At 63.5% G+C, this 21,942-nt stretch carries 21 protein-coding genes; 4 read left to right on the forward strand and 17 right to left on the reverse strand.

Annotated elements, in window-relative coordinates; genetic code table 11:
* Window positions 1–26 precede the first annotated feature (26 nt).
* From LY622_RS18725 to dapA, 11 genes are all read right to left on the reverse strand, one after another.
* The gene (locus LY622_RS18725) at window positions 27–1,304 is read right to left on the reverse strand and encodes a benzoate/H(+) symporter BenE family transporter (RefSeq protein ID WP_234292253.1); all 1,278 of its coding nucleotides are present in this window, start codon (window positions 1,302–1,304) and stop codon (window positions 27–29) included.
* A 40-nt stretch (window positions 1,305–1,344) separates the two neighbouring features.
* On the reverse strand, window positions 1,345–2,148 hold the full coding sequence (locus LY622_RS18730; protein WP_234292254.1) for an enoyl-CoA hydratase/isomerase family protein: 804 nt from the start codon (window positions 2,146–2,148) through the stop codon (window positions 1,345–1,347).
* 26 nt (window positions 2,149–2,174) lie between these two features.
* Window positions 2,175–3,704 (reverse strand): AMP-binding protein, encoded by a 1,530-nt coding sequence (locus tag LY622_RS18735; protein WP_234292255.1) that lies wholly within the window; start codon window positions 3,702–3,704, stop codon window positions 2,175–2,177.
* A complete protein-coding gene (locus LY622_RS18740; protein WP_234292256.1) occupies window positions 3,697–4,224 on the reverse strand; it encodes a (2Fe-2S)-binding protein in 528 nt (175 codons plus the stop codon). Before LY622_RS18740 ends, LY622_RS18735 begins: the two co-directional genes overlap by 8 nt.
* The gene (locus tag LY622_RS18745) at window positions 4,208–5,053 is read right to left on the reverse strand and encodes an FAD binding domain-containing protein (protein WP_234292257.1); all 846 of its coding nucleotides are present in this window, start codon (window positions 5,051–5,053) and stop codon (window positions 4,208–4,210) included. The genes LY622_RS18740 and LY622_RS18745 overlap by 17 nt, the downstream gene beginning before the upstream one ends.
* On the reverse strand, window positions 5,050–8,040 hold the full coding sequence (locus tag LY622_RS18750) for a xanthine dehydrogenase family protein molybdopterin-binding subunit (RefSeq protein ID WP_234292258.1): 2,991 nt from the start codon (window positions 8,038–8,040) through the stop codon (window positions 5,050–5,052). Before LY622_RS18750 ends, LY622_RS18745 begins: the two co-directional genes overlap by 4 nt.
* Complete coding sequence (locus LY622_RS18755) at window positions 8,037–8,501, reverse strand: hypothetical protein (RefSeq protein WP_234292259.1); 465 nt, start codon at window positions 8,499–8,501, stop codon at window positions 8,037–8,039. Before LY622_RS18755 ends, LY622_RS18750 begins: the two co-directional genes overlap by 4 nt.
* A 254-nt stretch (window positions 8,502–8,755) precedes the next feature.
* Window positions 8,756–9,469, reverse strand: a complete 714-nt coding sequence (gene purC, locus LY622_RS18760) for a phosphoribosylaminoimidazolesuccinocarboxamide synthase (RefSeq protein ID WP_234292260.1) — start codon at window positions 9,467–9,469, stop codon at window positions 8,756–8,758.
* 44 nt (window positions 9,470–9,513) lie between these two features.
* Entirely contained in the window at window positions 9,514–10,305 is a 792-nt protein-coding gene (locus LY622_RS18765; RefSeq protein ID WP_439649600.1) for an MBL fold metallo-hydrolase, read from the reverse strand.
* 11 nt (window positions 10,306–10,316) lie between these two features.
* A complete protein-coding gene (locus LY622_RS18770; protein ID WP_234292262.1) occupies window positions 10,317–11,282 on the reverse strand; it encodes a lipoprotein, NlpB in 966 nt (321 codons plus the stop codon).
* 57 nt (window positions 11,283–11,339) lie between these two features.
* Complete coding sequence (dapA, locus tag LY622_RS18775; protein WP_234292263.1) at window positions 11,340–12,224, reverse strand: 4-hydroxy-tetrahydrodipicolinate synthase; 885 nt, start codon at window positions 12,222–12,224, stop codon at window positions 11,340–11,342.
* 179 nt (window positions 12,225–12,403) lie between these two features.
* Between dapA and LY622_RS18780 the strand changes: the two genes are divergently transcribed.
* Window positions 12,404–12,880, forward strand: a complete 477-nt coding sequence (locus tag LY622_RS18780) for a peroxiredoxin (RefSeq protein WP_234292264.1) — start codon at window positions 12,404–12,406, stop codon at window positions 12,878–12,880.
* 51 nt (window positions 12,881–12,931) lie between these two features.
* Here the strand turns inward: LY622_RS18780 and LY622_RS18785 are convergent, their stop codons facing one another.
* A complete protein-coding gene (locus LY622_RS18785; protein ID WP_234292265.1) occupies window positions 12,932–14,035 on the reverse strand; it encodes an AI-2E family transporter in 1,104 nt (367 codons plus the stop codon).
* Window positions 14,032–14,280, reverse strand: coding sequence for a sulfurtransferase TusA family protein (locus LY622_RS18790; protein WP_234292266.1), 249 nt, complete (start codon window positions 14,278–14,280; stop codon window positions 14,032–14,034). The genes LY622_RS18785 and LY622_RS18790 overlap by 4 nt, the downstream gene beginning before the upstream one ends.
* A 143-nt stretch (window positions 14,281–14,423) precedes the next feature.
* Between LY622_RS18790 and LY622_RS18795 the strand changes: the two genes are divergently transcribed.
* Window positions 14,424–15,872: a M48 family metalloprotease gene (locus LY622_RS18795; protein ID WP_234292267.1), complete on the forward strand. Its 1,449-nt coding sequence runs from the start codon at window positions 14,424–14,426 to the stop codon at window positions 15,870–15,872.
* A gap of 161 nt (window positions 15,873–16,033) precedes the next feature.
* Here LY622_RS18795 and nadA read toward each other — a convergent pair whose 3' ends face one another.
* Entirely contained in the window at window positions 16,034–17,062 is a 1,029-nt protein-coding gene (nadA, locus tag LY622_RS18800) for a quinolinate synthase NadA (RefSeq protein WP_234280081.1), read from the reverse strand.
* 383 nt (window positions 17,063–17,445) lie between these two features.
* Here nadA and LY622_RS18805 point away from each other — a divergent pair, with 383 nt between their 5' ends.
* The gene (locus LY622_RS18805; protein ID WP_234280080.1) at window positions 17,446–17,670 is read left to right on the forward strand and encodes a YMGG-like glycine zipper-containing protein; all 225 of its coding nucleotides are present in this window, start codon (window positions 17,446–17,448) and stop codon (window positions 17,668–17,670) included.
* Window positions 17,671–17,912: 242 nt separating this feature from the next.
* Here the strand turns inward: LY622_RS18805 and LY622_RS18810 are convergent, their stop codons facing one another.
* The 3 genes from LY622_RS18810 to LY622_RS18820 all read right to left on the reverse strand — a co-directional run bounded on the left by LY622_RS18810 (window position 17,913) and on the right by LY622_RS18820 (window position 20,796).
* Window positions 17,913–18,092 carry a CsbD family protein gene (locus tag LY622_RS18810; RefSeq protein WP_234292268.1) on the reverse strand — a complete coding sequence of 60 codons (180 nt, stop codon included), beginning with the start codon at window positions 18,090–18,092 and terminating at the stop codon, window positions 17,913–17,915.
* Window positions 18,093–18,295: 203 nt separating this feature from the next.
* A complete protein-coding gene (locus LY622_RS18815) occupies window positions 18,296–19,561 on the reverse strand; it encodes a phospholipase D-like domain-containing protein (protein WP_234292269.1) in 1,266 nt (421 codons plus the stop codon).
* Window positions 19,562–19,578: 17 nt separating this feature from the next.
* Window positions 19,579–20,796 carry an NAD(P)/FAD-dependent oxidoreductase gene (locus tag LY622_RS18820; protein WP_234292270.1) on the reverse strand — a complete coding sequence of 406 codons (1,218 nt, stop codon included), beginning with the start codon at window positions 20,794–20,796 and terminating at the stop codon, window positions 19,579–19,581.
* A gap of 517 nt (window positions 20,797–21,313) precedes the next feature.
* Here LY622_RS18820 and LY622_RS18825 point away from each other — a divergent pair.
* Entirely contained in the window at window positions 21,314–21,916 is a 603-nt protein-coding gene (locus LY622_RS18825; RefSeq protein ID WP_234292271.1) for a PAS domain S-box protein, read from the forward strand.
* The last annotated feature ends 26 nt before the right edge of the window (window positions 21,917–21,942 follow it).

Below are 21,942 nucleotides of genomic sequence, written 5' to 3' on the forward strand. Positions count from 1 at the left end.
CATGGCCATCGGTGGTTCAGCCGCGTTCAATCGGCCACCCGGGTCGTCTCGGTATCGGGGTCCAGCGTCTTCTCGCCCAACAGCAGGGAGATGGCAATGCCGCATACCAGCGCCCAGAACGGCGAGCTGATGCCCAGCAGGCTGATATTGCTCATCGCCACCACCAGGGCCACGAAGGCGCCGATCTGGTGCCCGCGGTGCCGGGAGAAGGCATGCTGGAAGGCCGCCAGCAGCACCCCGATCATCGCCAGGCCGGCCACACTGCCGATCAGGGCGCCGGGCAGCGCCAGGATGAAGGGCACCGCCGCACCGGCAAAGAGGCCGAAGGCACAGAACAGCACGCCATTGACCAAGGTGGCGCCATAGCGCGTGCTCTTGTCGTCGCCGGCCTGCTCGGACGAGCAGATAGCGGTCATCGGCCCGGCGATATTGGCGTTGTGTCCCCCGAGAAGCCCCGCGAGCATACCGCCGATTCCGCTGATGATGGTCATGGCATTGACCGGGGGACGATACTCCTCGGCCAGCAGCACTCCGGTGGCCTGAGCGTTCTCGGCCCCGATCACCAGCGCCGCCAGCGGCACGGAGATGGCCAGGAAGGCCCCCAGGGTAAAGCTCGGTGCGGTGAATTCCGGGGCGACGAAGGCGATGTCCACATCAGCGGGCTGCACGGCGCCCATCGCGAAGGCCACGATGAACCCAACCACCGCGGCCACCAGTACCGGTGGCACCGACTTGATGAAGCGAGAGCTGAGGAAAAAGGCCACCACCGCCGTGCCAGCGATCCAGGGCGCCGCGCCCACCGCATTCACCGCGCCGATGCCGAAGCGGATCAGGGCGCCGGCGATCATCGCCATGACGATCGGCATCGGCAGCCAGCGCATGATGCGCCCCACCACCCCGCTGACGCCCAGGGCCAGCACGATGGCCCCGCTCATGATGAAGGCGCCGACCGCCTCGGTGAAGGGAATCGTGGCCAGGGCGGTTATCATGATCGCCGCCCCAGGAATCGAGTAGGCGCCGGTGATCGGCTGACGATAGCGCAAGGCCATGATCAGACTGATCAGCCCGCCCAGGAAGTAGATGGCAAACAGCCAGGCCACCGTCTGGCCGTTGCTCAGGTTGCCGGCCTCGGCGGCGCTGATCACGATCAGCGCCGGCCCCGAGCAGCCGAATAAGGCGGCGACGGTGCCCGTACTGATCGACTTGGCCGTGAAGACTCGGGGCAGGTCCTTTAGCAGCGGGCGACGGGTATCCGCCGGAGCCGCTGGCACGGGGCTTGCCCCATTGTTGTTGTGAGCTTGCATGGGATCTCTCCATGAGGTTGTTGCGTCATGGGGCCGATGATCACTCACCGGTGAATGCAGCCTTGCGCTTGCCATGAAAGGCTTCGACACCCTCGCGGAAGTCGCTGGAGGTGCGCAGCCGGCTGTAGCAGTGACCTTCCATCTCGATGGCCACCGACAGCGTTGCATCCTCGTTGTCGTTGATCAGGCGCTTGGCGGTGCGCTGGGCAAGCGGCGAGAAGCCGCGCAGCTCATCCACCAGCGCCTGGGTAGCGCTCTCCAGCTGATCATCGGGCACGCACTCGGTGGCGATACCCCACGCCAGTGCCTGGGCACCACCGATGCGCTTGGCGCGCATCACCATGTGCTTGGTCCGGGCGATGCCGATGATCTTTTGTAGGCGGGCCGAGCCCCCGGAACCTGGGATCTGCCCCAGTTTCTGCTCCGGCAGGGCATAGAGGGTCGTCTCGGAGGCGATGCGGAAATCGCAGGCCAGCGACAGCTCGAAGCCGACGCCGAAGGTGTAGCCACGGTTGGCGGCGATCACCGGCTTCGAGCAGCGCGCCGGGGCGGCCACGTTGTCGGCGAGTTTCGAGACATGCTCGGGCGAGGCCTCGAGGAACCCCTTGATGTCGCCACCACTGGAGAAGTGTTCGCCCTCGGCGCGCAGCACGATGACCCGCACGCCGTCATGGGCGTCCAGTGCCTCGAACACGCTACGCAGCTCGTCGCGCTGGGGCATCGAGATCACGTTGAGCGGTGGACGGCCGAGGATGATGTCGGCGCGCTCGGCCTCGGCATCGACCTGGACCCTGAAGCCGTCGAAGTCGCTGGCCAGGATGGTGTTCACGTCGGTAGTCGTCATGTCTTGGTTCCTTGTCGGTTTGCTGGTCAGTGGGGTTGTGCGCTGGGGGTATCCTGTTCGCGCAGTACGCGGCGCAGGATCTTGCCCACGGGGGACTTGGGAATCTCGTCGACGAAGACGTAGCGCCGCGGGCGCTTGAAGCGGGCCAGGCCACAATCGACGCAGTGCCGGTCGAGTTCGCCCTCATCGATGGCCTGTCGGGCCTTGACGAAGGCGGTGACCACCTCGCCCCACTGTTCGTCGGCCAGCCCCACCACCACGACCTCTTCCACCTGGGGGTGCACCGAGAGCACATTCTCGATCTCCACCGGGCTGACGTTCTCGCCGCCGGTGATGATCAGGTCATCGACCCGCCCCGTGACGAACAGGTCGCCGTCGGCGTCGAAGTAGCCGGTGTCGCTGGTGAAGTACCAGCCCTCCTTGAGCGCCTTGCGGTCGGCATCGGGGCGGTGCCAGTAGCCCTGGAAGGCCTCGTCGCCGGCCATGTCGGCGATGATCTCGCCCTCTTCCCCCACGCCCAGGATCGCGTCCGGCGACTCGGCGCCCACCCTGACCACCCGGATGCGCTGGTTGAGCGACGGCCGCCCCGACGACCCCGGCTTGTCACTGGCCCGTTGGTCGATGGTGAAGGTATAGATCTCGGAGCTGCCGTAGTGGTTGACGAACAGGCTGGGCTGGAAGGCCTCCTGAACCCGTGCCATCAGCCCCGCACTCATCGGCGCGCCGGCGAAGCCCAGCTTGTCGACGCTGACCACCCGTGACGGTGAGAACTCGGGATGCTCGATGAGCATGTGGTAGAGGGTCGGCACCAGATAGAGGTTCGTGACGCCCTCACGCTCGATGGAGTCCAGCGTCGCCGCGGGATCGAACTTCGGCACGCAGACGAAGTGGCCGTCGATCAGTGCCATCGACAGCAGCGAGCGCACGCCCATGGTGTGATAGAGCGGCATCACGCCGAGGGTGCACTCGTCGTGGCGATAGAGGTTCTGGGCCACATGGGCCAGCGCTGCGGCACGCTCGGCACGATGCAGGCGTGGCACGCCCTTGGGCTTGCCACTGGTGCCCGAGGTGTAGAGCATCAGCGAGACATCCTCGGCATCGGCACGCAATACCAGCTCACCGTCCACACCGAGAAGGGCGTCGAAGTCATGGGCACCGAGGTCCTCGACCCCTCCGGCAGTGATACGTGGCAGCCGCTGTGCCTCGGGACAGCCGTTCACCGCTTCGGCCACCGAAGCGTCATAGGCGAGAGCCTTGACCTCGGCATCCTCGATGCAGTAACTCAGATCCCGGGCCGTGGATCGCCAGTTGAGGGGGGTGACCACGATCCCGGCGAATTGGCAGGCCCAGTGCAGGGTCGCTATCTGCCAGCGGTTCTGCATCACCACCAGCAGACGGTCCCCCTTGGCCAGGCCCATCGCTTCGAGGCTCCTGGCCACGCTCTGGATATCGGCGAACCATTCGGCATAGGTCTTGCGTAGCTCGCCATCGGAAATGGCGATCGCCCGAGGGCGACGCTCCACCGAGGCGAGAAAACTGCGACCAAGATCAAACATCGTTGTTCTCCTGTTGACTGTCAGGCACGGCCGCCTCGCGGCGCGTCCGGGCCACTTCGAGTACCGCCTGGACCATGCCGGTATAGCCGGTGCAACGGCACAGATGACCCGACAGCATGTCGCGCACCTGGGCCTCGCTGGGGTCGGCCACTCGGTCCAGGAACTCCTCGCAGGACATCAGAATGCCTGCGGTGCAGAAGCCGCACTGCAGGGCGTGATGACGCCGGAAAGCCTGTTGCAGATCGGAAAGGCCCTCCTCCCCTGCCAGCGACTCGACGGTGTCGAGCCGCCGACCCTCGGCCTGTACCGCGAGCATCAGGCAGCTGCGGCTGGCACGACCGTCGACACGCACCGTGCAGGCCCCGCACACGCCGTGCTCACAGCCCACGTGCGTGCCGGTGGCCCCCAGCTCATGACGAAGGAAGTCACACAGCTGGGTACGGGGCTCGGCGTAGCCGCTGCGCTCGCGGCCATTGAGGGTCAGGGTCACGCGAATGCGCTGGTCAGCCCTGGCGTGCATGGGCGATCTCCTCGTCACTTGGCCTGCCGGCGATCAACTCCCGGCCGAGCTCACGGATCAACTGGCGGCGATAGGCCGCCGTGGCATGGGCATCGTCCTCGGCGCCCAAGGACCAGGCGAGGGCGTTGAGGGCCTCGCTCGGGTCATCGTGGCGGGCGAACTCGCGACTCACTGGGCGATCTGCGACGCCACCCACGCCGAGGGTGACGCGGTCGCTGTCGATCACCGCCGCCAGCGCGACAATGGCGAAGTCACCATGGCGCATAGCCACTTCGTGGAAGCGGTACTCTGCGCCCGGTCTCGCCAGGGGAAACCGCACCTCGGTGATCAGCTCGTCGGGGTGGCGGTCGGTGGTCAGTACGCCCTGGAAGAAGTCTCGAGCCGCCACCCGCCGCACCTTGCCGCGCCGGTTCTCGAGCACCACCTCACCCCCCAGGGTGGCCAGACACAGCGGCAGCTCGGCGCTGGGATCGGCGTGGGCGATCGAACCGCATACCGTGCCGCGGTTACGGGTCTGCCAATGGCCGATCCAGGGCATCGCCTGCGCCAGCAACGGGACCGCCCCGGCGAGGCCGGGGTACTCGAGTAGTTCGGCCTGGGTCACCCCAGCGCCCACGGCCAGATGGTCTTCGCGACGCTCGATGTAATGCAGGTCCTCGATACCCGCGATATCGATCAGCCGCTTGGGCTGGGCCAGGCGCATGTTGAGCACCGCCATCAGCGACTGCCCCCCGGCGATCAGCCGAGCGTCGTCTCCAGCCTCATGCAGCAGCTCGCAGGCCTCACGACGGCTCGACGGGCGCAGATAATCGAAAGCAGCAGGTTTCATGAGCGACCTCCCCGGCCGGCGAACAGGACCTTGAAGCGCTGCCACAGCGACAGCCGTGGTGCGGCGCCGCCCATGCGCTGGGCCAGGCGTGCGAAGATCTGGCCGATGATCATTCGCGAGGCGCTTTGCAGCATGCGCCCGCCCACCGAGGCGACCTTGCCGCCCACGGCGGCGTCGTAGTCGTAGTCGAGGCGGGTCCGGCCACCCTCGATCTCGGTCAGTCGAATCCGCGCACTGCCCTCCGCCGACCCCATGGCGCTGGTGCCAGCACCAGAGAGCTGCAAGCTGTGGGGTGGGACGAGTTCGGAGAGTGCCACCCGGGCATCGAAGCGGGCACGTATCATCCCCACGCCGACGGTGACATCGGCGCGATAGGCATTGTTGCCGGTAAGTTCCAGGGCATGGCAGCCGGGGATAATCGCCTGCAGGGTCTCGGGGTCGAGCAGCGTATCGAACACCGTCTGCGGGTCGCCCGGCAGTTCCACCGAGTCGCTTGCCGTCAGTCGTGAACCGCCACCGCTGGCGGGTTGGACGCCTTCCTCACCCACGCCTTCGGGGCGCGGCGGCTCCTCGATACCGATCAGAGTGCGTAGCTTCGCAGGCGTCAGGGGTAGCTCGATATCCTTGAGCCCCAGGGCGTCGGCCGCTGCATTGGCGACACACACCGGGGTGCTCATGTTATTCCCCTCGCCGACCCCTTTTGCGCCCAGCGGCGTGAAGGGAGACGGAGTCTCCATGTGCAGGATCACCGGCTCAGGGACTTCCACTGCGGTAGGAACCAGATAATCGGCGAAGGTCCCGGACTGGAAGCTGCCGTCATCACCGTAAGCGAATTCTTCCATGAGAGCGGCACCCAACCCTTGGGCGAAGGCACCGCGCACCTGGCCGTCGACAAGATCCGGATTGAGCATACGCCCGGCATCGTGGAGCGTGACGTAGCGGTCCAGATGCAACTTGCCGGTGATCCGGTCGATCTCTACACCGCAGTAGTCGAAGATGAAGCCATAGCACAAGGAGCTGTTGATCAGGTCGCTGTCATCCGGGGCAGCCAGTTCGGGCGGCGACCAGAAGGCCGTTTCGCGAAGCCCACCCGGCTCGTTATCCGGTAGCGTCCCCGGCGCCCAGTGGGTAGCACCAGCGAGACGCGCAAACGGCATCGACAACTCGCTGTCTTCCACCAGTACGCGGCTGGCAGCGAAACGGACACGCTCGACATCGACGTCCCATTGGGCGGCGGCGATACCGGCCAGGCGCTCACGCACCTTGAGTGCCGCCAAGTAGACCGCACCGGCCACGGCACCGGAAAAGCGACTAGAGTAGTTGCCCGAGGCGATCGACCAGGCGTCCTTGCCAGTGTCGAGTTCCACATTGACGCTGATCGACTCCAGCGGCACCCCGAGTACCTCGGCGATCACCTGAGCGACCACCGTGCGGTGCCCCTGTCCCTGCGGCGTCGACGAGACATGGGCGGTGATATCACCCAGTGGACCGATGCTGATCGTCGCCGTGCTCACCGCCCCGTTCTTGGGACCGGCCTTGCGCCGCTCCTCCGGGGTCATTGCGGTGGTGATGTAGCCCATGTTGGAGATTGATGGCTCCACCGCCACGGTGTAGCCGATGCCATAGAGCCTCCCTTCGCGGCGAGCATTCTCGCGACGCGCCAGCAGTTCATCCAGCCCACCTTCGCGAATCCCCTGCTCCACAGCAGCGGGATAGTCGCCGGAGTCGAGCAATGCACCGGCAGCGGCACGGTAAGGAAAGCTCCCGGCAGGTATCAGGTTACGACGGATCACGTCGAGAGGCTCGAGGTCGAGTTCAATGGCGATACGCTGCATCAGCCGCTCGAGAGCAAAATAGACCTGGGGCCCGCCGAAGCCTCGATTGAGTCCACTGGGGGTCTTGTTGGTCAATACGACGCGATTGCGAACCGCGAGATGCCGGATGGCATAGGCCCCCGTCAGGTTGCCGTGCATCCGATAAAAAGTCGCCGGTTCGGGTGCGCGCAGATAAGCGCCACAGTCATCGATCTGATCCCAGCGCAGCGCCGTGACACGACCATCCGCAGTGACCGCCGCCTCGATCTCGGTCACGCGATTGGTCGACGAAGACGCCCCCTGCAGATGCTCGAGACGATCTTCCACCCACTTGACGGGAGCGCCGGCCTTTCGCGCTGCCAGTCCCATCATCACCACGTAGGGAAACACACCCTGCTTGATGCCGAAGCTACCCCCGGAATCCGGCGGGGTGCGCAACCGCAGGCGGTTGCCGGGCACCTTCAACGCTCGGGTCATCACCGAGTGCAATGCATAGGGGCCCTGAAAATTGGACAACACATCATAGCTGCCGCTGGACACATCGTAGTCGGCGATGACTACGTAGCACTCCATCGGCGTACAGGAGCTGCGCGGCACGCGCACCTTGAGTGCGACACGCCGCTCGGCCTCGGCGAAAGCCCGCTCAGGATCGCCATAACGAAAGTGACGCTCACTGACGATATTACTACCCACCGCTTCATGGAGCAGCGGAGCGTCCGACTCAATGGCGATCTCGGCATCAACCGCTACGGCCAGCGTCTCATAGTCGACACGGATGACGTCGAGTGCGTCCTCAGCCAGATAGCGACTCTCGGCCATTACCACGGCAACCGGTTCGCCGACATAGCGCACCTTGTCAACGGCCAGACACCAGTGCTCCATTGGCTGCCGCACGCCGACCGGAAAGGGCTGCGCCCAGCGTTTGACATCCTCGCCGGTCAGCACGGCATGAACCCCAGGCATGGCCAGTGCCGCTGCGGCATCCAGCGCGACCAGGCGGGCATGGGCGTGAGGTGAGCGCAACACCGCGGCATGCAGGGTGCCAGGCGCCACCGCAAGGTCGTCGGCGTAGCGGCCATGGCCACGCAGCAAGGCATCATCCTCGACGCGTTGCTCTCGTCGGCCAATCCGACCCGACTGGCCCTCCTGAATAGTTGGCTTAAAAGCGTTCATTGACTTCTCCAGGATGGCTTAATAAGAATCGGTTGCATCTGGAAATGAGTATAGCTTAAGCGGATGACGTCGAGTGCGTCCTTAGCCAGATAACGACTCTCGGCCATTACCACGGCAACCGGTTCGCCGACATAGCGCACCTTGTCCACGGCCAGGCACCAGTGCTCCATTGGCTGCCGCACGCCGACCGGAAACGGCTGCGCCCAGCGCTTGATGTCTTCCCTGGTGAGCACCTCGTGCACGCCGGGCATGGTCAGCGCGGCTGTGACATCCACCTGGGTCAGGCGTGCATGGGCGTGGGGCGAGCGCAACACCGCGGCATGCAGGGTGCCCGGCATAACCGCAAGATCATCGGCGTAGCGGCCATGGCCACGCAGCAGGGTATCGTCCTCGACGCGCTGCTGCCGACGGCCAATCTGGCCCGACTGCCCCTCCCGCATGGTTGGCTCGAAATAGTTCATTCAGCTCTCCACGATGGCCGTGTCGGAATCAGTTGCCATCTAGAGAGGAGTCTATGGAGCGATGCATCGCTCGGCCTTGCCCGGCGGGCTGGAGTTTGGCCCTGGCATCGGCTGATTTACCCGAGAGTCTGAATTGCTACCAAAGGATAAGGAGCCGTCAGCAGAGCAGATACGCGCCTCCCGAATACAGGAAGGCGGCCCTGGGGCCGCCTTCCTGTCATAATGCTGGAATGTTTCTTCAGCAGCTGGCTGACTCAGTCGAAGTCGACACCAATCCGCCGCCCCACTTCCTCGTAGGCCTCGATCACGCCACCCAGCCCTTGGCGGAAGCGGTCCTTGTCCATCTTGTCCCGCGTCTTGGCGTCCCACAGGCGGCAGCCATCCGGTGAGAACTCGTCGCCCAGCACGATCTGCCCCTTGAACAGGCCGAACTCCAGCTTGTAGTCCACCAGCAGCAGGCCGCCGTCAGCGAAGAGCTGCTTGAGCACCGCATTGACCTTGAAGGTCAGTGCCTTCATCTCGGCCAGCTGCTCCGGCGTGGCCCAGCCGAAGGTCTCGGCCAGCGACTCGTTGATCATCGGGTCATGCAGGGCGTCGTTCTTGAGAAACAGCTCGAAGGTGGGCGGCGAGAGCTCGCGCCCCTCCTCCACGCCGAGGCGCTTGACCAGGCCACCGGCGGCGATATTGCGCACCACGCACTCCACCGGGATCATCGTGAGCGTCTTGACCAGGCTCTCGGTGTCGGAGAGGCAGCGCTCGAAGTGGGTCGGAATACCTGCCGCCTCGAGCTTGCCCATGATGAAGGCGTTGAAGCGATTGTTGACCATGCCCTTGCGCGCCAGCGACTCCATGCGCTCGCCGTCGAAGGCGCTGGTGTCGTCGCGGAACTGCAAGACCACACGATCCGGATCATCGGTGGCAAAGACCGACTTGGCCTTGCCGGCATAGAGTTCTTGGCGCTTTTCCATGGGGGTCTCCAGAAAGGGTTATCGCAAGACGAAAGGGGTGGCTCTCAACTGATCGTCTGCCACTGCAGCCCGTGATCCTGAGCGGCAATCGTCAGACGAGAGGCATCGCCATCGAGCAGTGGGGTCAAGGCCTCGAGCGCCAGCTCGGGGCGGTTGTTGTGTTCGGAAAGGTGCGAACAGACGATATGCTGCAGGCGATCCAGCCCCAGCCGGGCAAGCAGCGTGGCTGCCTGGCCATTGGCCAGGTGCCCCCAGTTGCCGCCCACGCGACGCTTGAGCGTCGGCGGATAGGGTCCCGTCTGCAGCAGGTGCGGGTCGTGATTGCATTCGAGTATCAGCGCATCGCAGCCATGGAAGGCTTCTGCCACATGGTCGCTGGGATAGCCCAGGTCGGTCAGCACCCCGAGATGGCGGCCGCGAGATTCGAAGCGGAACTGGACCGGCTCGCGTGCGTCATGGGGCACCGTGATTGGATCGACGACCAAGCCCTTGATCGCGAAGCGCGACTGGGGTGTGATCCAGTGCAGCTGCGGCACCTCCCCCAGGCGCCCGGAGAGCCAGGTGCCCGGCGTCAGATAGACCGGCACGCCATGGCGTCGCGCCAGCGGCCCCACGCCGCGCAAGTGGTCGCCATGCTCGTGGGTCACCAGCACGGCATCCAACTGGCGCGGATGGATATCCAGCCGCGCCAGTCGACGCTCTGTCTCGCGCAGGCCGAAGCCGCAGTCGACCAGCACCCAGGCCTCGCCATCGCTGACCAGGGTGGCATTGCCCTTGCTGCCGCTGCCCAAGGAGGCAAAGCGCAGCGTACCGGCGGGTGGGCGTGACTCGGCCACCCGGCTCACCATCAGCGCAGCAGGCCCGACACCCGCTCGAGCAGCTCGCGCTGATCCTCGGGGGTGAAGGCGCGCTCGCTGGCGTTCTCGGCCCGCAGCACGGTCCGTTCGGGGCCGGCGGACTCCAGCACCAGGCGAATCTGCTGCGGCATCTGTCGCACGTCGGGGCTGAAGATGATCTGCAGCGGGTTACGATCGCGCTCGGACACGGTCATGTAGCTGACCAGGAAATCATGGCTCTGCGGGTTCTGCTCGAGCAGCTCGCGGCGGTCCTCCACGGTAAAGTCGGCTTCAAGCTGGTGATTGAGCTCGGCCCAGACCCGATCGATATCCAACGGAATCTGAACGACCCAGTCATCTCCACGCTGTTCCAGGCGCAGGCGGTCCTCACCGGCGATCTGCTGGCCGGCCAGAGAGGCGGCACTGGCTGTTGCCGTACGTGCACTGAAGTGCTGCTCCAAGGCGTCCAGGCAGGCGGCGACCGGACGACCCGCCCGGTCGCAGCGCACCTCGCTGTCACCGGCTCGCAGCCCTTGCCGCACGCTCAAGCGGCCCTGATCGGTCTCCAGCGCCCCCCGCGCATCGTCACTGGCCTGGACCTGCAAGCCACGGGCACGGGCGAAGTCCTGCAGCTGCGGCCAGACCACACCGGGGTCGGCCCCCACCACCAGCCAGCGGTCGCTGCCGATTTCCCGGCGCTCGACATAGTCCCGCTCCGTCGCACGCCCGGAAACCAGGCGCTCGGGGCTGGGTGCACTGAAGCGCTCGCTGGAGCGTAGCGTGCCACTGGCCTCCGGCACCGGCATGGCATCCCGATAGCGCTGTACATTGCGACCTTCCGGCAGGGCCAGGGGCGCACTGCGCTGGGCCTCCACATAGTCGATATTACGGTCATCATAGAAGCCATCGCGTGCGCAGCCAGCAGTCGCCAGGGCGATCACCGCCGCCAGCGGCATCCATTTCAGCGCAGAATTCATGCGTCCACCTTGCATCGTGTTAGTCGGGGCGTCGGGTTATCGGATCCGGGCGCAGCGTCAGTCGTCTGTCACCCCTGCCAGTTGCAGGGCCTCGCCCACGGTCGAGTGGTACTTCTCGGACAGCCATGTCAGCGGCAGCCGAATACCCGGCTCCAGCAGCCCCATGCGGTGCAGGGCCCATTTGACGGGAATCGGATTGGACTCGATACCCAGGTTGGTATGCAGCGGCATCAGCCGTGTATTGATCTGGTGCGCCTTGTCGGCATCGCCAGCCACGGCGGCAAAGCACAGCTCGTGCATGGCCCTTGGCGCGACGTTGGCGGTCACCGAGATATCGCCATTGCCACCCATCAGCATGAAATCGCAAGCGGTGGCGTCGTCGCCGGAATAGAGCATGAACCCGCTGCCCTTGAGACGACCGATCAGATCCTCGGCGCGCTCCAGGTTGCCGGTGGCATCCTTCAGACCAATGATATTGTCGACTTCGGCCAGGCGCAGCACGGTCTCGTTGTAGAGATCCGAACAGGTACGACCCGGCACATTGTAGAGAATGACCGGCAGCTGGCTGCCTTCGGCCACCGCCTTGAAGTGCTGATACAGCCCTTCCTGAGTCGGCTTGTTGTAGTAGGGGCACACCGAGAGGCAGTAGTCGGCTCCCACCTCGCTGGCATAGCGGGCCAGCTCGACGGCCTCGGAGGTCGCGTTGGCCCCGGTGCCCGCGATGACCGGGATGCGGCCGTCGACCTCTTCCACCACGGTGCGTATCACGTCGAAATGTTCGGCAAACGACATGGTGGTGGGCTCACCGGTGGTGCCGGCCGCGACAATGCCATCGGTGCCATTGTCGAGGTGGAAGTTCACCAAGCGGCGCAGCGCCTCCCAGTCGATGTCGCCATTGACCTTCATCGGCGTCGCCAGGGCGACGATACTGCCAGTGATCATCCTCTCGTTCCTCTCCGCTCATGCCGCTCTCGGGCGCCGAATGTCAGCAGACCCCTCGATGCAAAGGGTAAATGGTACTCAGGCGGTCGAAGACTGTACAGCGGCACGCACCGGAGACTTTGACAGACGTGGCTCGGTTGCGTGTAATCAGGACCTTACCAAAGCCAAGGATCCCTCACATGACGCTTGCCATCGGCCAACCCGCTCCGGACTTCACCGCCACCGCCACCGGCGATACGACCGTCACCCTATCCGACCTCAAGGGGCGGCAGGTGGTCCTCTTTTTCTATCCCAAGGCCAGCACGCCCGGCTGCACCACCGAGGGCGGCGACTTTCGCGACCGCATGAGCGACTTCGAGGCCGCCAATACGGTCGTCCTTGGCGTGTCCCGTGACGGCCTTCGTGCCCAGGAGAACTTCAAGGCCAAGCAGGCCTTCAACTTCGACCTGATATCCGACAAGGATGAAACCGTCTGCCGGCTGTTCGATGTGATCAAGCTCAAGAAGCTCTACGGCAAGGAGCACATGGGCATCGAGCGCAGCACCTTACTGATCGATGCCGAAGGCAAGCTGGCAAGGGAGTGGCGTGGCGTCAAGGTCCCGGGACATGTCGATGACGTGCTCCAGGCCGCCCAGGCCCTTCATGCCGACGCTTGAACCGCAGCATCCGTCCGGCCTGCCGGGCGGATGCCTCATCACACTCTCATCTCACTCCTCGACCCACTCTTCAACGTCCTTCTCTTCTGCTTGATAGTGCCGGATGCCACGCGGCCAGGCATAGACCAGCGCCTTGAGCAGGGTGGCGAGCGGAATGGCAAAGAAGATGCCCCAGAAACCCCAGATGCCGCCGAAGAAGAGTACCGCCACGATGATCGACACCGGGTGCAGGTTGACCGCCTCGGAGAACAGGATCGGTACCAGCACATTGCCATCCAGTGCCTGGATGATGCCATAGGCAATCAGGACATAGAGGAACTGATCGCTGAGCCCGAAATGAAAGCCGGCCACCGCCGCCACCGGCAGCGTCGCCACGGCGGCACCGATATAGGGCACCAGCACCGAGAAGCCCACCAGCACCGCCAGCAGTGCCGAATAGGGCAGACCGAAGAAGGCGAAGGTGAAGAAGGCCACGGTGCCGACGATGATGATCTCGATGAACTTGCCACGGACGTAGTTGGCGATCTGGGCGTCCATCTCATGCCAGATGCGCGTCATCAGGTGACGCTTACGCGGCAGCAGCGAGAGGGAGAAAGCGACCAGTTGATCGCGATCCTTGAGCAAGAAGAAGACCAGGATGGGTACCAGAACCAGGTAGATGATCAACGACAGGACATTGCCCAGCGAGGCCAGTGACAGCGTCAGCATCCGCTGGCCGAACTGGGTCATCTCGCGCCCGGCAACGCCGATCCACTCCTGCACCTGATCCGGCGTCACCAGGTTGGGATAGCGCTCCTGCAGGTCACCCAGCCAGCGCTGGCTGCTGGCGAACATGCGCGGCGTCTCCTGGACCAGCCCCACCAGCTGATTCCAAATCAGCGGCATCAGGATAAAGGCCAACGCCAACAGTATGCCGATGAAGCCAAGGAACACCACGACTACGGCCAGCAGGTGGGGCACGCCTCGGCGGGTCATGGCATTGACGCCGCCCTGCAGCAGAAAGGCAATCACCAGGGCGGTGAGAAAAGGCGCCAACATGCGACCGAACAGGATCACCACCGCGAAGCCCAGTATCAGCACCACCAGCAGGATCACTGCCTCCTCATCGGAGAAATAGTGATCTATCCAGCCCTTGAAAACCTGGCGCAGGGTCATGAACCAGGCTCCTCGCCCTTTCGAATCCAGTAGTGAAAGACCTCGCCCCGCTCTTCACGCTCCACCAGCTCGTGGATGCTCTGATCGGCAAAGGTCTCGAAATCGCGCCAGGACCCTGCATCGGTGGCGATGACCTCGAGCAGTTGGCCGGCCTCGAGCCTCGCCAGGGCCTGCTTCGCCTTCAGCAGCGGCAGCGGACACGGCAGGCCGCAGGCATCGAGCACGTCATCTGGTTGCACAGCCATGGTAACTCCCGGGAGAATGCTGGTTGACGCAAAATGGGTAACGCTCTTGCAACGAACGTCAAAACCCTTGAGATTTAAAGGCACTTTACAGGTCGAATCAATGTCGGATAGGCATTCGACTGCCCATTATGACGAGGTTGGCCATGCTGCGTAACATCCGCAACTTCCTGACCGGCAGTGCCATGGTGCTGGCACTCGGCCTGACCGGTCCGGCTAGCGCCACGGATGACTATGGCTTGCCCAGCCTGACCACCGGCAGCCAGGCCATAAGCGGTGAAGAGTATCGCCTGGGCCGCGCCTGGCTGCGCCAGTTCCGCGCCCGTGCGCCTCAGTGGCAGGACCCCATCGCCCAGGACTATGTGGAGTCGCTGCTGTCACGCCTGGTTCCCCACAGCGGTGTTGATGGCTCCCGCACGGTCGTGACCCTGGTCGATAGTCGCACCCTCAATGCCTTCGCCGTACCGGGCGGCGTCATTGGCCTGAACGCCGGCCTGTTCGCCTTCGCCGACGAAGAGGACGCGGTGGCCTCGGTACTGGCCCACGAACTGGGCCACCTCTCTCAACGCCACTATGCACGCGGCCAGGCCCGCGCCGACCAGACCCAGATCCCCGCCATGGCGGCCATGCTGGCCGGCATGCTGATCGCCGCCAGCGGCGGCGGCGACGCCGGCATCGCCGCCGCCATGGGCTCACAGGCGGCCTTTATCCAGGATCAGTTGACCTACTCCCGGCGCTTCGAGCAGGAGGCCGATCGCATCGGCCTGCAAGCCATGTCACAGGCCGGATTCGACCCCCAGGCCATGGTCCGCATGTTCCGCGCCATGCAGCGACAGGCCAGCCTCCAGGGCGGCAACCCACCGGAGTTCCTGCTCACCCACCCGCTGACCGAATCCCGCATCAGCGACGCGGAATCACGAGCCTCGCAGCTGGAAGCCGCCGACTCACGCAACAGTGAGCCAACCTATCACCTGATTCGCGCCCGTGCCCTGCTGACGATCCATCAACGCGATCCGCAGCAAGCGGTCAATCGCCTGGCACAGGACGGCGCCCCGGATGCGGCCAGACGCTACCTCGACGCCCTGATCGAGGCCCAGCGGGGCAATGCCGACAGCGCCCTCGGCACCCTGGATGGCCTCGCTCGCGAGCTGCCCGACCTCGCCCTGATTCCCGCCAGCGCCGCGGAGGTCGCCTTCGATGCCGGCCGCTATGATGATGCCATCGAGCGGAGCCGACGCCAGCTGCGGCTGATGCCTGGCTACATGCCTGCCACCCGCATCATGGGCGAAGCACTGCTGCAACGGGACCCCAACGAGGCGTATCGCCTCCTCCGCGACCTGGCCGAACGGCGCCCGGAGGATCCCCAGGTCTTCACCCTGCTCGCCGAAGCCGCCGGCCGCAGCGATCGCGAGGCCTGGGGACATCTCGCCCGGGCCGAGCATATGCAGCTGACCGGCAGCATCGACCAGGCCATTCGCCAGCTCGACGTAGCCAAGCAGGTCGCCGAGCGAAACAGCGATGGCAACGCCGCGGCGCGCATCGCGCAGCGGCGTGAGGACTTCGTGGGCTACCGCGAAACGCTGGAGAAGTTCTAGCGAGGACTGCGGCTTATCCGTCGACAGACAATCGCGGAGGCGCTGTGAACCCATCCATGGGCGCTACATCCTTCATCCCTGAAGGATGACCTCCGCTTTTGTCTGTCCCCGGCGCCGCAGGCTCAGAGGCAGCTGCAGGGCCGTACTGGGAATTGGAGCCCCTACTTCTGGAAGTTGAGCATGCGCTCCAGTGGCTTGAGGGCGGCGTGACGCAAGGCGTCATCGACGAAGATCTCGCCGCTGCCCTCGCGCAGGGCGCCGGCCATGTTGTCCAGCGCATTCATCGCCATCCAGGGGCAGTGGGCGCAACTCTTGCAGGTCGCACCGCTGCCGGCGGTGGGCGCCTCGAACAGGGTCTTGCCGGGCACCGCCTGCTGCATCTTGAAGAAGATGCCACGGTCGGTGGCCACGATCAGCTTGTCATGGGGCAGCTCCTTGGCCGCCTTGATCAGCTGCGACGTCGACCCCGTCACATCGGCAAGCTCGACCACCGCGGCCGGCGACTCGGGGTGCACCAGGACTGCCGCTTCCGGGTAGAGCGCCTTCAAGTCCTCGATACCCTTGGCCTTGAACTCCTCGTGGACGATACAGGCACCGTCCCACAGCAGCATGTCGGCACCGGTCTTCTGCTGGATATAGCCACCCAGGTGCTTGTCCGGTGCCCAGAGTATTTTCTCGCCGCGGGCCTGCAGGTGTTCGATGACGTCCACCGCGATGGAGGAGGTCACCACCCAGTCGGCACGCGCCTTCACCGCCGCCGAGGTGTTGGCATAGACCACCACGGTGCGATCAGGGTGTGCATCGCAGAAGGCACCGAACTCGTCGGCGGGACAGCCGATGTCGAGCGAGCAGGTCGCCTCCAGGCTCGGCATCAACACCCGCTTCTCGGGAGAGAGGATCTTGGCGGTCTCGCCCATGAAGCGCACTCCGGCCACCACCAGGGTGTCGGCTTCGTGACGCGCGCCGAAACGGGCCATTTCCAGTGAGTCGGCAACGCAGCCGCCGGTCTCTTCGGCCAGCTGCTGGATGGCATCGTCGGTATAGTAGTGGGCCACCAGCACGGCATTCTGCTCCTGGAGCAGCCGCTTGATCTCGGCGACGCGAGCGTCGTCCTCGGCGGGAATCCGGGTGGGGCAATAGGCGCGAGCGAGGTGGCTACGCACCTCGGCTCTTGAAGTCATGATCGTCATCGTGTCTACCACTGTGACTGGCAGGGGCTCCCCCTGCATGTATCGGGTACATCGCGAATTGCACGATCCGTGCAGGCGATGCGCCTGGGGCCCAGATTGCGTCTCTCGCTATCTCGACCCATTCACTTATTCTAGACCAGAACAGTGGGGTATTGACCAGTTCCGGCCAGATTAAAATGGCATGCGAATAGAATGCGGGCTTCGTCCGTCAGGATCAAGGGGACTCGTGGCCCTTGTCCTCCAGCGGCGGGGGACTATGTGCGCCACCAAACGGATGACACTCTCGTTCTGCCTTATGCTGAGGATAGCGGTCCGTCGTAGCCGCGCCGCTTCCCAGGTAACTCCCGCTGCGAGCAAGACCTCTTAACCCGAGTGACACCATCATGAAACACATCAAACATCTCATTCTTGGCACTGCCTTTTCCTTGGCACTGCTGTCACTCGCTGCCTGCTCCGGCATGTCGACACAGGACAAGGGCACCGTAGCGGGTGCAGGCGTGGGGGCCGTTGGCGGCTCAGTACTCACCGGCGGCTCCGCTATCGGCACCGTGGGAGGCGCGGCGGTGGGCGGCGTGATAGGCCACGAGATCAGCAAACCAGACCGGTAAGCCGTGATCTTTTGCCAGATCGGCTCGGCGCGCGAGGAGCACCGCTTGCGACAGTGCCCTACGCACCCTCATGATTCTTCGGCTGACGCGTCCTCAACGGGCGCGCCAGCCGATTTCATCGGAGTGCCTCCTACGGTAGTGACGCGATGGTAGGCCTTTGACACACAACAGGCCCCGATCAGTCACGCCAGCGGTTACGGGCCGAGACCGCCAAGCCGGGCTTCAATTGTGCCATTAATCGTTCATTTCTTTGACTTCTTGATTTCACTCTTGATATCGCCGTACTTTGCTTCAGCCTTGCCGCCCTGCTTTTCGGCTTTACCCTTGTACTCCGTGCTTTTGTTGCCCGTCACCTTGCCAGCAACCTCCTTGGCCTTTCCCTTCGCCTCTTTTGCATGGCCCTTGACCTGATTCTTGTTCATGAGCTGACCTCCAGATGATCGCTGCACTTGGGCTCTCCCTCTCACCATGGACTCATGGCGATGCAGGGTGAGGTTCTTAATATAGTTACAGCCCCAGGCATAGTCCGTGCGGCGGCTAACTTAAGGGAGGTGATTTTGTTCAGATTAATCTCCGACAACAAACACCTCAGCACATCGGCGCCGGACTGAATTTCCCCCTGTTTTCAAAGCTGCGATCTAATGGGTATGAGAATCTTTTCTGACAACTTTTCGCGCCATGGACGACTCTTCCAGTCAGCAAGGGAATACGGTTCAGCCGACAGCAGATCGGCCTCGAACACTGCGGTCATCTGAGTGGCGAAATCGTTGCTGTAGATATTCAGGCTGGCTTCGTCATTGAGCCGAATCGAACGCATGTCAAAATTGGTTGAACCCACCGAAACAAACTCGTTATCGATGACCAGCAGTTTCGTGTGCAGCATGGTCGGCTGATAGACGTGGATCTCGGCACCGGCGCCAAGCAGCGCGCCCCAATCCGACTTGGAAGCGATCTTTACCGTCATCGCATCGATGTGCGGCCCAGGCAACAGGATGCGAACGCGAACCTCACGACCGCGGGCTGCGATCAGGGCTTCGATTAACATGCTGTCGGGCACGAAGTAGGATGCCGCCAGGTCGATAGTCGCCTCGGCCGCCGCGATGGCCAGCAGAAACATCAGATGCATGCTCTCGCTCCCGCCGGATGGCGAGGCAACGAAGACATGCGCGTCCTTCTTACCCGCCTCCTGTAGGGGCGGAAAATAGCTCGGGCCGTTCAGCACCTGGCCAGTGGTCTTGATCCAGTTGTCGTTGAAGGCCGCTTGCAATTGCGCCACCACCGGCCCTTCAATCCGGAAGTGCGTGTCCCGCCAGCTTTCGGGATCGCCTCCGTCGCCAGTCCACAGATCCGCGATGCCTACCCCTCCGGTGAACCCGATACGGCCATCGACCACCAGCAGCTTGCGATGGGTGCGGTTGTTCATGCGGCCCAGGTTGTACCAGTGCAGCGGCCGATAGCGATACAGCTGCACACCGGCGGCCTGCATGGAGTCCAGAAGCGACTGCTCCATCTTGTTGCTGCCGACCCAGTCGATGGTGACGCGAACCGGCACGCCCGCACGGGCACGTTCAGAGAGCGCTTTCGAGAAGGCTTCACCAATATCACCTGACCAGTAAATGAAGGTCTCGAACGTGATTGAAGTCTGCGCCGAGCGAATGGCCTCCAGCATCGCCGGAAAAATCTCGTCGCCGTTTTGCAGCGCGGTCACTTGATTGCCGTGCACTATCGCCGGGCCCAGCAGGACGGACATCTCGCGCCGAAACTGCGGATCCGAGACAGCGTGGCGGTGTTCGATCTTGCGCTCCATCACATCCCCGGGTGTCATGAAATTCTGCAGCAACACCAGTGTCAGGCCGGTGGCCAGAATAGTGGCTCCGATAACCCAGAGCATAGATTTTCGCCCCCCTGTCAATGACGTTCCAACCGTGCAAAGGAGAACAGCGCAGTCAATGGATGCCGGCGGCGTTCGATTTGCGCGCGCAGCAATTCGGCACCGAGCATGCTGTAAGTGATGCCGTTACCCCCATATGCCAGCGCGAACAGAACACGGGTGCCGTACTGCGGATGGCCGCCAAACAGCGGCAGCCCGTCGCTGGTTTCAGCGAACGTACCTGCCCAGGCAAACGCCGGTCGTGCATGAAGGTGGGGGAACAAACGGGAGACCTTGCGCCGCAGCGTCGCCGCCTTGCGGTCGACCGATCGATCACGCCGAGCCGGGATGTCGCGGTCGTCGTCTTCGCCGCCGACCAACAGCCGTCCATCGCCGGTGCTACGCAGATACAGATACGGTCGCGCGGACTCCCACAGCATCGTGTTTGCCAACCAGCCCAGCTCGGCTGAATCGACGGGGTCGCTGATGTAAGCGTAGCTGCTGAGATTCGTCGCGACACGCTGGCGCAACCAGCATTGCGCTTCGTAACCGCTGGCAATCACGGCGTGCTTCGCCCTGATCGACACGCCACTGGCTGTAGTGAGCTGTACCGAACGCGTCGTCGCTGTGATGGCTTTCACCTGCGTGCGATCGAACACGCGCGTGCCCTGTCGCTGCATTCTGCGCAGCAGTCGCGAGGCGAGCCGGTAGGGATCAACCCTGGCGGCCACCGAGCTGAGGATGGCAGATGGCGCCGTCAGTTCGTACTCATCCTTGAGCGCAGCACGGCTCAGCCAGCGAACCGGAAATCCGTGCCGTTTCCGCCAGGCAAATTCGTCAGCCAGGCGTGGATGATCGGCGCGATTACTGGCGTAGTAGAGGCTTTCACACTTGGCGAAATCGACATCGCCGACCCCATGCGCGACTGCTTCGATCATGCTGATCGCACGCAAACTGGACTGATAAGCCAGCAGTGCTGAGGCTTGGTCGAAGCGCCTGGCGAGATCTATCGCATGGGTATCGATTTCATACTGCAACAAGGCGGTGCTGGCCGATGTGCTGCCCCAGCACACGTCGCGCTGATCGAGCACGACGACATCGTGGCCATGGCCAGCCAGCTCATCAGCGATCAGCGCGCCGGTGATGCCAGCGCCCACCACCGCGACATCGCAGCTCAGATCAGCATCAACCTGCGGGAAGGCATACATCAGGCCATTCTTGACCGCCCAGAACGGATAGCCGCTTTTCAAGTCCACCGGCAACTCCTGCCGCATCATTCCTGGAGTGTAGACCCGGCAGTGTCAGCCGGGACGCTAGCCGCGTCGGTGCGCTACCACACGGAGAGCGAGAACGGAGCGAATCGCAGCTCCGGCTCCTCAGAAGTGCATGATGTGGTTACGTTACCCAGCCAACGGCTACGCATATAAACGAAAGTAGCTTATATGCCCCCTACAAACCGGCCTGCCACCTGAACAAAATAGTCAATTCAATTTCCTCATGAAATATTTCTCCGGAATCACTAACGAAAAACTGAACCATCAGAATTCCTGGAATTAAAGAGGGGACTCCAAAGTACGCAACGGAAGCTGTTCAATCAGTTCACTAACATATTTAACAAGGAGCAGAAAATTAGGCGGCGTGACGAAAATCGTCAACCCAGGAGCCTGTCGACGGCCGCCGCGCATCCCGAAGGTGACCGAAATCCCCATACTAATCCCTGTCACGATAAGCTACCATGAGAACTACATCCGGAGAGGAATATTGGAGTCTGGCATGCCCTCAACCATTAATGAATGCAATGCCTATATACAGCTGCGAGACAAGGCTGAAGCGCAGCTGCAGGCGGGCACGACACCGGCAGCGAGTCACGGGTCGGTGGGCGTTGACGCCCTGCGCCTGCTCCATCGCCTGTCCAGTAATCCCGACAACGCGGCAGACGCCCTCAAGCTGCTCCATGAATTGCAGGTTCACCAGGTGGAGCTTGACTTGCAGAACGAGGAAATTGCCGCCAATGAACGTGCGCTTGTCGAGGATTTGAGCCTTTACCGGACACTTTTCGACTCCGCCCCCCTTGGCTACTTGCTCGTCGACCTCGAGGGTAACGTTATTCAGGGTAACTTTGCCGCCGCGGAGCTTTTTGGCATTGGGCAAGACGAGCTTGAGGGACATTCCATCGGCACTCTCCTGCTCGCCGAGAGCCGGCCAAAGCTGCTTGGCCTGCTGCAGCAGGTCGCACAGAGCGGCGCCAGGGGTTCCTGCGTAGCCGAGACAGCCGGGAGCACACAGGGTGCCCGGCACATGCAGTGCCTTGCATCCCTCTCACCAGAACGCAAGCATATTCTGTTGGTCTGCCGCGAGTGCGCCAATGCAGAGTAGCCCCGGCCTACCGTTCTTCGCTGTGG

It is taken from the genome of Halomonas alkalisoli (assembly GCF_021412585.1).
Taxonomy (GTDB): domain Bacteria; phylum Pseudomonadota; class Gammaproteobacteria; order Pseudomonadales; family Halomonadaceae; genus Halomonas; species Halomonas alkalisoli.

Bases quoted from the DNA above. Each gene is read 5' to 3' on its own strand.
- LY622_RS18725 (WP_234292253.1), bottom strand. From the start codon at position 1,304: ATGCAAGCTCACAACAACAATGGGGCAAGCCCCGTGCCAGCGGCTCCG.
- LY622_RS18730 (WP_234292254.1), bottom strand. From the start codon at position 2,148: ATGACGACTACCGACGTGAACACCATCCTGGCCAGCGACTTCGACGGC.
- LY622_RS18735 (WP_234292255.1), bottom strand. From the start codon at position 3,704: ATGTTTGATCTTGGTCGCAGTTTTCTCGCCTCGGTGGAGCGTCGCCCT.
- LY622_RS18740 (WP_234292256.1), bottom strand. From the start codon at position 4,224: ATGCACGCCAGGGCTGACCAGCGCATTCGCGTGACCCTGACCCTCAAT.
- LY622_RS18745 (WP_234292257.1), bottom strand. From the start codon at position 5,053: ATGAAACCTGCTGCTTTCGATTATCTGCGCCCGTCGAGCCGTCGTGAG.
- LY622_RS18750 (WP_234292258.1), bottom strand. From the start codon at position 8,040: ATGAACGCTTTTAAGCCAACTATTCAGGAGGGCCAGTCGGGTCGGATT.
- LY622_RS18755 (WP_234292259.1), bottom strand. From the start codon at position 8,501: ATGAACTATTTCGAGCCAACCATGCGGGAGGGGCAGTCGGGCCAGATT.
- purC (WP_234292260.1), bottom strand. From the start codon at position 9,469: ATGGAAAAGCGCCAAGAACTCTATGCCGGCAAGGCCAAGTCGGTCTTT.
- LY622_RS18770 (WP_234292262.1), bottom strand. From the start codon at position 11,282: ATGAATTCTGCGCTGAAATGGATGCCGCTGGCGGCGGTGATCGCCCTG.
- dapA (WP_234292263.1), bottom strand. From the start codon at position 12,224: ATGATCACTGGCAGTATCGTCGCCCTGGCGACGCCGATGAAGGTCAAT.
- LY622_RS18780 (WP_234292264.1), top strand. From the start codon at position 12,404: ATGACGCTTGCCATCGGCCAACCCGCTCCGGACTTCACCGCCACCGCC.
- LY622_RS18785 (WP_234292265.1), bottom strand. From the start codon at position 14,035: ATGACCCTGCGCCAGGTTTTCAAGGGCTGGATAGATCACTATTTCTCC.
- LY622_RS18790 (WP_234292266.1), bottom strand. From the start codon at position 14,280: ATGGCTGTGCAACCAGATGACGTGCTCGATGCCTGCGGCCTGCCGTGT.
- LY622_RS18795 (WP_234292267.1), top strand. From the start codon at position 14,424: ATGCTGCGTAACATCCGCAACTTCCTGACCGGCAGTGCCATGGTGCTG.
- nadA (WP_234280081.1), bottom strand. From the start codon at position 17,062: ATGACGATCATGACTTCAAGAGCCGAGGTGCGTAGCCACCTCGCTCGC.
- LY622_RS18805 (WP_234280080.1), top strand. From the start codon at position 17,446: ATGAAACACATCAAACATCTCATTCTTGGCACTGCCTTTTCCTTGGCA.
- LY622_RS18810 (WP_234292268.1), bottom strand. From the start codon at position 18,092: ATGAACAAGAATCAGGTCAAGGGCCATGCAAAAGAGGCGAAGGGAAAG.
- LY622_RS18815 (WP_234292269.1), bottom strand. From the start codon at position 19,561: ATGCTCTGGGTTATCGGAGCCACTATTCTGGCCACCGGCCTGACACTG.
- LY622_RS18825 (WP_234292271.1), top strand. From the start codon at position 21,314: ATGCCCTCAACCATTAATGAATGCAATGCCTATATACAGCTGCGAGAC.